Source organism: Pedobacter sp. SYSU D00535, assembly GCF_017355855.1.
Classification (GTDB): Bacteria; Bacteroidota; Bacteroidia; order Sphingobacteriales; family Sphingobacteriaceae; genus Desertivirga.
Window position 1 is genome coordinate 512,471 of the sequence record NZ_JAFEWD010000003.1, and the last position, 12,489, is coordinate 524,959.

Sequence of the window (12,489 nt, forward strand, 5' to 3'; positions counted from 1 at the left end):
GATAGGTATGAAAAAAATTAATTTCACAAACTCGTCACTCTTTTTGGTGGTATTGCTGCTGGTCCTTTTAGGAGGATGCAAAGAGGAACCAATAGTTTATAACACTACTGAAGACGTAAATATCACAGGATATTTTGAGAAGTATCCTGAAGAGTTTTCTGAGTTCAAGAAAATCCTTGACATTACCGGGACTTCCGGCTTCCTTCAGGCTTATGGCTCATATACAATTTTTGCGCCTAATAACGCAGGGGTCGAGGCATTTCTGAAAGCGAAGGGCAAAAATTCCGTGGAGGAGCTTGATGTTGAGGAGCTCAAAAACATCGTGAAGTTCCACTTACTGGAGGATACTATTTCTACACCGAAGTTCACCGATGGTAAATTGCCGCGCCTGACAATGTACGGGCAATATCTTACTACCGGTGCTCAGAACTCGAATAACGTTACGAGGATAACAGTAAACAGACAAGCTAATGTTGTTAAGCCTAATGTGCTGGTTGGGAACGGGGTAATTCACGTTATAGATAATGTGCTTCAGCCTGCCTCACAAACGTTGGCACAAATGCTTGAAAGTAACCCTAACTACAGCATTTTCACTCAGGCGCTAAAAGCAACAGGGCTTTTCGAGTCATTAAATAAAATTCCTGCAACAAACACCGATGTGGAGACCCAATGGCTTACAGTAGTAGCAGAATCGAATCAAACGTTGGCAAGCAAGGGATTCAACAGCTTTGATGCTTTGAAAGCCCGCTATTCGCACACCGGAAATCCAGCAAATCCAGCTGATAGTTTAAACTTGTTCGTGAAATATCATATCCTTAAAGAGGCTAAATATCTTGCCGATATCGTATCGGTATCTTCTCATGCGACCCTGGCACCTTTGGAAATAGTAACATCTAGCTTACTCGGTCAGCGGGTTTTATTAAATGATGCGGTGTTTAACGGGGTGCATGAACCCGGAGTGGAAATTAACCGTCAGTCGAGCGATCTATCTGCGAGGAATGGGGTTTTGCATGATTCACAGGGGCATTTTGTAATTAAAGTCAGAAAACCACAGCGAGTAGACTGGGACGTTGCTGCAGAATGTAGTGACCTGGCGAAAATACCGGGAGTATTGAGACAGAGAAGTTTAGGTACAGGTGCTCCAGCTTACAATGATAGCTTCGCGCCCCGCGGATTTACTGAACTAAACGATTTGCGTAGTCCTGGAGTGACCGGTATTGGCTATGAATATGGAACGAGCGGTTCATTATATGGTGCCGCGTGGTGGGGAGACTTTTTGACAATCCCTCTCGGAGGACCGAACAGGAACCCGTGGATTGAGCTACGAAGCCCAATGATCATTAAAGGTACCTATAAGGTTTGGATCAACTACCGTTCTCGTGCTCAGTCAGCTAACAACTCCCAAAATCTTAACGAAGTCTCCATTGATGGCGTACCACTGCCTCGTTTAATGAACTTTGTTCAGGGCCGGCCCTCTGGGACAGAAGCTGAGTTAGAAGGGCAAGGCTGGAAGGCCTATACGGCGGTAGCAAGTAGCAATCACTCGGGTAGGTTAGTTGGTACTATCGAAATCAAAACTACTGACAGACACTGGGTTAAGTTTACCACCATTAATGGAACACAGAACACGAACCATTTAGATATGATTCAATTTATTCCTGTTTCTGAAAATCAGTTGTATCCGAAGTTCCATATGGATGGCCGTAAACTAGGGCCAAATGGGGAGCCGATGCAGTAAAGATAATATGCTCCCCCAGCAGAGCGGGGAGCATCAATAAATTTTGATGAAGAACTATTCGATTTAAAATGATTTTATTACAAAAGAAAATACCATTTCTATTCCTGGCCCTTACCGTCTTCAGTCTGTTTTCATGTAAGGACAAGTGGGAAGAACACGTAGCCTTGAGCAATCCCGTGCTAGCGGAGGATTTGATGAAGCAGATTAATGCTAATCCAGATTTGACAACCTTCGCTGAGCTGGTTGTAAAGGCGGGGCTGGACGATACGTTGGCAGCGTCAAAAAGTTTTACAGTTTGGGCGCCGAGCAATGATGCATTGAAAGATTTAGATGCGGGGATTGTAAACGATGATGTAAAGTTGAAAGCTTTTGTGAGAAGCCATATAGCCAATCAAGCATATTTCACTACTGCCTCCAGCCCTTCTGTTAATGTTAAGAATCTTAACGGCAAGAATTTTGTTTTTACCGCGTCTACTGTTGATGATATAGGAATAGCAAAAGCAAACCAGCTGGTAGGGAATGGGGTCCTCCATGTAATTGGCCAACCACTGCAAGTAAGAGAGAACGCCTGGGAGTTTATTAACAACGCATCGGTATCAACAGTGCAAAAAGCATTTTTTAAGCGCTTAGCTTTTAAGATTTTCAATTCTAGTCTGGCTGTTGTGGAAGGCTATGCTCCTAACGGCGATCCTATCTATAAGCCAGGAACCGGTATTGTTAGCGTAAATCAGTTTTTCTCGAGGGTCGCTAATATTGGCAATGAGGATGAAGAGTTTACCTACGTCGTTTTGACCGATGATGCTTTTAATGCAGAAAAAGCTAAACTGAGCAAGTATTTCGAGGTTAGCACGGCCGACAGCACAGACAGCATAACCAGCTGGCATGTCGCAAAAGATCTGGTGTTTAGAGGAAAGTACTTAAACGGCAATTTCCCTGACTCAATTTATTCAGCAGACAGTGTCAAAATTCATCTGGAAAAATCAGCAATTGTTTCTACCCATAAAGTGAGTAACGGAGTCGTATATGTAATGAACAAAATTGATTACAGACTGGATCATAAATTTAAGCCAATCAAAATAGAAGGAGAGTTAAACGGAAGCACATCAACCATTCAGATGAATATGCAGACTCCGAAAAACCTGGAGATTCGGACAAGGACCAACCAACTGACGAAGAAAGTCTATAGACATCTCTTTGTGAATGGGCATGGAGTCAATAATTTCTGGATCAAGTATCCGATTACGATCAATAAGAATATCAAGTACAAGGTAGTGTGGGTTGCGGTGAACGATTTTCAAACCGGCACCTTCAATATGCAGCTTGCATTCAAAACGCCAACACCGATTACCTTTACGAAGTTGGTTGAACTGAATAATTACAACGAGGTGGTTCTGGGAGAATATCAAGCCGACCGGTATTACTACTTCAGCGGTTCTCATGCTGTTGGAACGCGAGGGTTTCCTTTAGATGTGTTTTTAACCAGCAGCGGAACGAATCCCCTGACTTTAGATTACATCAAGCTTGTACCGGTTTTTAACTAATATTTCGACTTTACATATTCCACATATGCAATTATTTACTAAAGCAATTAAAACGACAGTAGTTTTGGGCATCTGTTCGTCCTTGGCTCTTTCATTGCAAGCGCAGGAGACTGATACGTCCTCAACTTCAGTCGATACTATCTCAGCTGTCACAACTCCCGTAAGGAAAGGGCCGACTGTTTCCGGTACAATTCGAGATGCGTCGACAGGTAAACCTTTGTCCGGAATTGCGGTAAGCGTTGAAGGGTACTCTGCAGGCTTTACGAGTGATGATGGACGCTTCACCATTTCTATTCCATCTAAAGATGCGGTTATTGTTGTGAAGGCGCAGGGTTACCAGACAAAGCACCTGCCTATAAAGGGGCGTAAGGAAATTAACGCAGCCTTGCACGAAGATACTTTTGTATCCTTATATGACGCAGCATCGCTTCCCTACGCTAACAAAACCAAGAATCAAACTGCTTTTTCTATCGCAACCATTAATAACGAGGACAACTGGAGACGGATTTCGGAAAGCACAGACTCGTATCTGCAAGGACGGGTGGGCGGTCTGAACGCTATCAGGAGGTCTGGGACCCCAGGAATAGGAGCAAATTTATTTCTTCGTGGATTTAATTCCATAAATGCCACTAATCAGCCTCTTATTGTCGTTGATGGGATGATCTATGACATCAGCGACTATGGTTCTTCCATCATTGGAAACCATAATGTCAATCCTCTTGCACATTTGGAGTTGAAAGATGTCGATAATATAACGGTTGTTAAGGATGGTGCTTCGATGTATGGTACAAAAGGCGCGAATGGGGTAATTCTTATTACAACAGGCAGAGCCAAGGTAGAGGCGACAAATATCGATTTTGCAGCATACGGCGGACTTAACTCGAGAGTAAACCAGTTACCTGTAATGAACTCAGGGCAATACCGAATTTATCTATCCGACGTATTAAAGACAACTGGTTTAACAGATAACCAAATAAGTGCTCTTCCGTTCATGAACGATAACGCAGATCCAGCGATAAATCCTAACTACTACCGGTATCATTACAATACGAACTGGCAAGATCAGGTGATGAATGATGGGTACAATCAAAACTACTATTTGAAAGTCACCGGCGGGGATAATATCGCTACTTATGGATTGTCGGTAGGGTATCTGAATAATAAAGGGTTAATCACGAATACGAGCCTTGATAGATATCATACGCGCTTCAACGCAAATCTTAATTTATCAAGTAAATTGAAAGGAACAGCGAACCTTTCCTTTACTTCCAATGAGCAAAATTTGAGGGATCAGGGACTTTCTTTCAGGACAAATCCTCTTTATCTAGGTCTTATAAAAGCCCCTATTTTACCTCGTCAGGATGTTTCAGACTTAGGAGCTGAATCTCCAAACCTCGCGAACTACGATATTTTTAATATCAGTAATCCGGCCAGTATAACCGACGAGATGATGGCAGTAAATCGGAATTATAGATTTTTCGGATCGTCGGGATTTACTTACCTCGCTTCTAAAAGTATCAACGTTTCTACTCTATTCGGGATTACATATGATAAAGTAAGAGAAAATTTCTTTATCCCGGAGAGAGGCGTTGCGCCGGTAGTCGGTCAAACTGCTGTACTTCGTAACAGTTCTGGTGCGAATGTCCAGCGATTATTCTCGATTTATAATGATACGCGTCTCTCCTACAATAAGGTGTTTAACAGCGTAAATGAGTTAAATACGAATGTGGGTGCCCGTTTTATATCTACTAATACCGAGTCGGATGCAGGATTTGGATTCAATTCTGCTACTGATGAGTTTGTCAGTGTAGGCGAGGGAACCGCAAGCCTACGCCGCTTGGTCGGAGACCTGGGTAGGTCAAAGTGGTTGAATATGTATTTGAATGCGGACTACAAGTTGCGCAATAAGTATTTCCTATCCTTCAATTTGGCGGTCGACGGCTCTTCTCGTTTTGGAAAAGAAGCGGATGCTCTGAAGATCGCTGGAAATCCCTTTGCTGTTCTTCCTTCTCTTGGAGCAAGTTGGCTCGTTTCTTCAGAAGATTTTATGGCCGGGGCTAAATCCGTTGACGTATTCAAACTCCGTGCAAGTTATGGCTTGGTGGGTAATGACGACATTGGCAATTATACCTCCCGCCAATATTATGTTACTCAAAGTTTACTAGGACTGCAGGGGCTTGTTCGTGGAAATATCGGAAACTCATCAATTAAATGGGAGACTGTTGAGAAGCTAAATGGGGGCGTAGACTTAGCATTCTTTAACGAAAGACTAAGCATTAGTGCAGACGTATTTAGCAACAATACCAGAGACATGCTTATCTACGAGCCAGTAACAACAGTAAGTGGGTTCAACTTTGCCCTTACCAATAACGGAGGCATGCGAACGAATGGGCTTGAATTTGAGATAAATAGCAGACTTCTTAACAAGAAGGTGAAATGGGATTTGGGATTGAATTTGCTGACCTATAAAAACAAAATCACCTCTATCCCTGATGGCAGAATGATATCTTCCTTTGGGGGAGCAACCATCCTGTCCGAAGTAGGAAGGGCGGCCAACCTGTTCTATGGCTATCAATCCAATGGGATTTTTAGATCAGAGTCCGAAGCGGCGAGTTCCGGTTTACTAAATCGTTTGCCTGATGGAACACTTGTACCTTTCAAAGGTGGAGATGTACGATTTGTGAATGCAGTGGACACAGAGGCGGATAAGCTGGCTGGAATCCAGGTGATAGATGAGAACGATATGCAAGTTATCGGAAATCCCAACCCGGACGTAACGGGAATGTTCAGCAATCGCGTTTCGTACAAGAGATGGTCTTTTGATGCGGCTTTTTCGTTTAGTCTTGGAAACGATATTTATAACGGAATGAGGGCACGACTAGAATCAATGGCTGGGCCTCAGAACCAGATAGCAAGCGTGGTTAATCGGTGGAGGGTAGACGGGCAAGAGACAGATATGCCCCGGGCAGCCTGGGGTGATCCTTCCGCAAATTCTCGTTTCTCTGATCGATGGATAGAAAAGGGTAGTTACCTACGCTTAAGGACCGCCTCGGTTTCCTATAATTTGCCCTCAAATCAGAAAGTGTTTAAGTACGCAACGGTGTACCTGACGGCTAACAACCTATTTACTTTAACTAAATATCTAGGGTATGATCCGGAATTTAGCGCAACTAGCAGTATTATCGGCCAGGGCGTGGATGTGGGACTAGAGCCTCAGTTTAGAACTACCCAACTTGGAGTTAAAATTGGATTATAATTAGCCAGGAAAAGTTTCACAGATGAAAAGAAAATACTTTAATAAGTTCACAATAGCATTAATAACGATGTTATCCTTCAGCATAACATCCTGCAAAAATGCATTTGATGTAGAGCCGGAGCATGTGTTAGACTCCGAACAAATGTATCAGAACGTGTATGATGCCGACGCAGCAATCATAGGCATATATAGTAAATTGATGGGGGTGACGGATCGTATCCTGGTTTTGAATGAACTAAGGGCAGATCTAATGAACGTTACAATAAATGCAAACAATCACTTGCGGGAGATTAATAACCATCAAGTCTCACTGGGGAATCCTTATGCCGACCCTCGTCCTTTCTACGATCTCATCAATAATTGCAACGATGTGCTTGCGAATTTCAAGAAAATGAGGGCGGAGAATAAATTGGATGATAACCAGTTCGTCCAACGATATTCAGATGTTGGAGCACTGCGTTCATGGCTGTACCTTCAACTCGGCATTCACTACGGTAACATTCCTTATGTAACAGTTCCTGTTGAAAGTATTGATGATCTAAAAGACCAGTCACAATATGGGCCGATCCCTTTCGATCAGCTTCTGGATTCGCTGGTTCAGTTTACCGAGGCTTTACCCTGGAAAGATCCTTATCCTACTACAGCAACATTGGGTGGTTTTGTGGATGGCTACAATACGGCGAAATTGTTTGTAAACAAAAAATGTGTTCTTGGCGATATTCATCTTTGGAAGGGAAATTACCTTCAGGCTGCCAAGTATTATAAGGACGTAATGACTTATGCAGATGTGCTTTATCCAACGAAGGATAGCGAGCAGTGGTACGAGACATACCGAATTGGGTCATTGACAAACCAACTTAGGAATGAACGTTGGGGTAGGATTTTTTCTGAGCCTTACGGGGAAAGAGATCAAAATCTCGAGAATATTTGGATGTTACCCTATGATAAAAACTTTTCTCCTCGCAATCCATTCATTAATCTGTTCGCATCCGGCCTAACAACATATTTGCTAAAACCCTCGACACTTGCTATCAGCAACTGGAATAATCAAGTTCGTGCAGACAATACGCCGGGAGATTGGAGAGCAGTTGGATCCGAAGGTAGGGGAGCATCTTACAGGGTTAATCCGAACGGAGATACTGTTGTTTACAAATTTGTAAGTAACTACAATTCATCTCTCCCATTTGAAACTACCGGCAAATTCATCATGTATAGAGCATCTAAATTACATTTGAGGTTCTCCGAAGCTGCCAATCGCAACGGGAGAACCAAGCTTGCTCATGCGCTTGTAAACAGCGGGATAAACTACCATTTTGATGATAATCCCAGCGGAGGAAATAATAGGAATGTGAGTAACACGCAGCAAACTTTTGACGTTCCTCCTTATGATTTTGATGCCCGTAATGGAAACTTCCCTGTTTTCCGTAATACATGGTACCGAAACACTGGAATTAGAGGCCGGGTAAATTTAACTCGTAGAGATGCAGCTCTGGAAACAAATATGTTAGGAATGGAAGACGCTATTATCGATGAAGCTGCACTTGAACTTGCTTTTGAAGGTAATCGGTGGGATGATTTGCTTAGGATTTCTCTCCGGAGAGGAGACATGTCTTTTCTAGCCAATAAAGTGCAAGAAAAGTTTATTAAGGCAGGCAGAGTTTCAGAAGGTGCGGCTGTAAGGGCTCGTATTCTTGCTAATCCTTACTTGCCGTTTAAATGGTAAAGGTATTATTATTATTGTAGGAGCTATCGTTTAGATTGCTCCTACAATAACCTTATCTCAGACCTATAGCCTTTCATTTCCTAGAAACCTGGACGCTTCGCGCGAGAGTTAAGCGCATTTCGGAGTCACCACTCGAGAAAGTATGATATGAAACGTGTTCTTCAACTAGCCTTTATAATTCTCGCTATCAACCTGCTGGCTTGCAAGAAGCAGGAGCGGACTATTCAGTCAGGAACGGACATTATCCGATACCATGTGGAGCATGGCTCAATCACCACTATTAAGGAAGACGAAAGAATTGTAGAAGTGAAAATTAACGACTTTGTCAGCCGAAAAGCATTAGCTCCGATATTTCAGCTTTCTCCGGGAGCTATAGCAACAGTGGACGGAGTCGTTCAGAGAAGTAGTGTTAGCAAACTTGATCTGACAAAGCCCGTGAAGTATGTTATCACTGCCGAGGATGGGAAACAAGCTGAGTGGATAGTTGTCTTGAAATCCAACTCCTTCGAAATTGGATTGGGTAACGAAACGACAGAAGAGAATAGACTAGAACGAGCCTATGATTGGTACATCCCGCAGGAATATACCGGAGAGCTATCAAAGTTTAATAGTGGTCCAGTAGTTGTTAAAATGGCCGCCTATTGGAGCAATGTCTTACATCTTGTTGATTTCGAAGAAATGAGAGCCTGGATTGATGCTTATAAGGAAAACTTAAAACCTTCGGTGCCGGCGTCCCTTCCTTTTTTTACAAGCGATCTAGGCTATTATTTAAGACATATTAGCGTGGCTCACGAGTATGTATCGATCTTAAACAATATCGATCGTCTAAAGGACTTCGTGGACGCCGGATATATCTCGATCCTACTAGTCGATATGCAGAAAATTCCCTTTAATATTTATCCGGAGCAAAGAACCGGGAAAATTTATAAAGGGCGCGATAACACGACCGATTCACGATACGTCATCGTTAAGGGATATAAAGTGGTCGACGGAATATTGTGGTTCGAGGTCTACGATCCCTATTCAAATGGTGAAAGATATAAAGACGGAACATTGAAAGGCAAAAACCGCTATTACTCCGCGAAATCGTTAAGCGATGCTACAGTTGATCATTGGCCCTATTGCATTGTCGTGGCCCCCAAACCCTTCCCCGTGGAAGGTGTTAACGGCCTCAATCCCCACTTTATTCGGCAACAGGCAGGAAATTAGAACGCCCCCCGTAACACAAATGTTGCACCCTTCCTCCCTTCCAAACAGGATACCTCAGGACACAAACAATCCCTATACTTTATACTTTAGTAGCTCCCGAACTGGCCAATAAAAACACACAAAAAGGGAGATATACAAATATCAGTAGCCGAAAGGTAGGGGTGATCTTATCCTGAGGTGACATGGTATTAGAACTAACGAAACTAAGGGAAAAAAGCATTTCAAATGATCATCTCTATCCAAAAACCTACAAGAAAGGCAATGAGAGCACTGTTCTCTTGCGGAATAATGATTGCTGCAGCAGCACCCCTCTCTGCTCAGTATGTCACACAGAAAGGAAATGATTCAACTACTCCGCTGCATCTTTTAAAACCCGATTATCCTACTCCCTATGGAGAGACAAAGCCGGCCGATATTAAAGTCGTGCTTGACCGGGTATACAACTATCTCGATGCGACCACTTATGCGCAGCTGATAGACAAAGATTCAAAAGCGGAGATAAGCAATCTTAAAAAGGTAAATTCAAACACGATCTTAAAACCTGGTGACTTCCGGCTGCTGAGCTACGAATGGGGAGTTACCTACACGGGCATGCTGGAAGCCGGAGCCGCAACAGGAGATAAAAAGTATACCGACTATGCAGTAAAACGAGTAAACTTCATCGCAGATGCTGTATCCGCATTCAAGAGCTATCTAAAATCCAACCCTGGTGCAACAACTCCGGTCCGTTCTGTTTTAGATCCTCATGCCCTGGATGATGCAGGTTCTCTCTGTGCTTCGTTTATCAAGACAGCCAGGACAGGACAAGTCAAAGGCGATATTCGCCCCGTGATCGACAACTTCGTTAACTACATTATGACGAAAGAGTTCCGTCTGAAGGATGGAACCCTCGCCCGCAACCGGCCGCAGCCGAACACACTGTGGTTAGATGATTTGTACATGAGTTTGCCTGCACTCGCTCAAATGGGTGTACTTACCGGCGATAAGAAGTATTTCGACGAGGCGGTGAAGCAGTATCAGCTGTTTACTAAGAGAATGTTCAATGAGGAGAGGGGCTTGTATATGCACGGCTGGGTACAGGACATGAATCCGCACCCGCAGTTTCATTGGGCTCGTGCAAATGGCTGGGCAATCATGACCAAGATTGAGCTTTTGGATGCTTTGCCGGAAAATCATCCGGGTAGAGCGGAGATCCTGAATTATCTTAGAAAACACGCGGCAGGACTAGCTGCCCGTCAGCATGGAACCGGCTTTTGGCACCAATTGCTGGATCGGAATGATTCCTACCTCGAAACTTCTGCTACTGCAATTTATGCGTATTGTATTGCCCGCGCTGTAAACAAAGGCTGGTTAGATGCGAAGGCATATGGTCCCATGGCTTTACTAGCCTGGAATGCGGTGGCTACCAAGGTGAATGCAAAAGGCCAGGTGGAAGGTACTTGTGTTGGAACCGGAATGGGCTTCGATCCAGCCTTCTACTACTACCGGCCGGTGAACAATTATGCTGCTCATGGTTACGGTCCGGTGTTACTGGCTGGCGCGGAAGTGTATCGCCTGTTACAGCAGCATCCGTTCGAAATTAACGACAGCTCGGTGCAGATGATTAAATAATTGCAGGGGCAGAAATTTAGCTACTAACAGATATTAAGATTCCTTTACAGAATGATATTCAAGGGCCTCGCCATACCAGCTATCGTTGCAATCCTTTTCAGTCCGGCACTTGCTCAGGAGCTACCGAAGACGTCTTGCAGGTTTGATTTCGGATCCGCTGATACAAAAATAGGCTACATCCCCATCACCGCCGAAACTTTTTATTCAAAGGATAAAGGATACGGTTTCCTTCCCGGGGCTTCCATTCAATCCGTAGACAGGGGCGGAGATGTATTAAAAGGAGACTTTATTACCAGCGACCAGCCATTTTATTTCACAGTTGATCTTCCTGAAGGAGATTATGATGTAAAAGTCATTCTTGGGGATAAAAAGGGAACCTCCGAGCAAACAGTAAGGGCAGAGTGCCGGAGGATGATGGTGTATAAGGAAGTGACAAAAAGCGGTCAACAAATCGAGAAGAACTTCACGGTTCACATCCGCACGCCTCAGATAGCAGGCACCGGTCAGTCGGTTAAACTAAAGCCAAGGGAGCTTGCCTACTTCCATTGGGATAACCAACTTACGCTCGAGTTTAACGGTATGAATCCGAAGGTGGCGGCTGTTGAGATTAAAAGGGCTGACAAGCCGATCAGACTTTTTCTTGCCGGCAACTCCACTGTAGTGGATCAGGCCTCTGAGCCGTTTGCAGCATGGGGACAAATGATGCCTGCTTTTTTTGAGCCGGGTAAGATTTCCGTAGCCAACTATGCTGAGTCGGGTGAGACCCTGAGCAATTTCAAGGGGGCAAGACGTCTGGAGAAGATTTTGAGCCAAATGCGGAAAGGAGATTACCTGTTTATTGAATTTGGGCATAACGATCAAAAGCAAAAAGGAGAGGGGATTGGCGCCTTTACCAGCTATAAAAGAGACCTGAAATACTATATCGCGGAAGCGCGTAAAAAAGGGGGGATTCCGGTTATCGTAACCTCCATCCAGCGAAGGAACTTTAACGAAAACGGGACTATCAATGAAACGCTAGGTGACTATCCGGAGGCTTGCAGACAAACAGCCAGGGAAGAAAATGTGCCGCTGATCGATTTGAATAAGATGACTAAAGTGCTATACGAGGCTTGGGGGCCAAAAGAGTCGGAAACCGCTTTTGCTCACAATCCTCAGATAGACAATACGCACCCTAACCCGTTCGGTGCGTACCAGATGGCCAAATGCGTGATCAAGGGTATCCAGGAAAGCAAGCTGGACATCGCCAGATACATTGTAAATTTTGATGGTTTTGATCCGGCGAAGCCGGAGAGAATTTCTGCTTTTTACTGGCCTTTAAGTCCGTCAAAATCGACGATTAAGCCAGATGGTAATTAACACAAATGACGCTTGGCCTTGAAAGCACCTTATTTGAATAGCTGGGCCGGTTTCT

At 44.0% G+C, this 12,489-nt stretch carries 7 protein-coding genes; all 7 read left to right on the forward strand.

Translation table 11 applies throughout. The features are described 5' to 3' along the window. Positions 1-7 precede the first annotated feature (7 nt). Entirely contained in the window at positions 8-1,738 is a 1,731-nt protein-coding gene (locus tag J4N23_RS10260) for a fasciclin domain-containing protein (RefSeq protein WP_207426999.1), read from the forward strand. A gap of 68 nt (positions 1,739-1,806) precedes the next feature. After that, positions 1,807-3,279, forward strand: a complete 1,473-nt coding sequence (locus J4N23_RS10265; RefSeq protein WP_207427000.1) for a fasciclin domain-containing protein — start codon at positions 1,807-1,809, stop codon at positions 3,277-3,279. A 25-nt stretch (positions 3,280-3,304) separates the two neighbouring features. Next, on the forward strand, positions 3,305-6,535 hold the full coding sequence (locus J4N23_RS10270) for a SusC/RagA family TonB-linked outer membrane protein (RefSeq protein ID WP_207427007.1): 3,231 nt from the start codon (positions 3,305-3,307) through the stop codon (positions 6,533-6,535). A 22-nt stretch (positions 6,536-6,557) separates the two neighbouring features. Then, complete coding sequence (locus tag J4N23_RS10275) at positions 6,558-8,258, forward strand: RagB/SusD family nutrient uptake outer membrane protein (RefSeq protein WP_207427011.1); 1,701 nt, start codon at positions 6,558-6,560, stop codon at positions 8,256-8,258. A gap of 147 nt (positions 8,259-8,405) precedes the next feature. Then, on the forward strand, positions 8,406-9,467 hold the full coding sequence (locus tag J4N23_RS10280) for a hypothetical protein (protein ID WP_207427012.1): 1,062 nt from the start codon (positions 8,406-8,408) through the stop codon (positions 9,465-9,467). 225 nt (positions 9,468-9,692) lie between these two features. After that, a complete protein-coding gene (locus tag J4N23_RS10285; RefSeq protein WP_207427013.1) occupies positions 9,693-11,078 on the forward strand; it encodes a glycoside hydrolase family 105 protein in 1,386 nt (461 codons plus the stop codon). Between the two features lie 51 nt (positions 11,079-11,129). Beyond that, positions 11,130-12,434: a rhamnogalacturonan acetylesterase gene (locus J4N23_RS10290; protein WP_207427014.1), complete on the forward strand. Its 1,305-nt coding sequence runs from the start codon at positions 11,130-11,132 to the stop codon at positions 12,432-12,434. Positions 12,435-12,489: the final 55 nt, after the last annotated feature.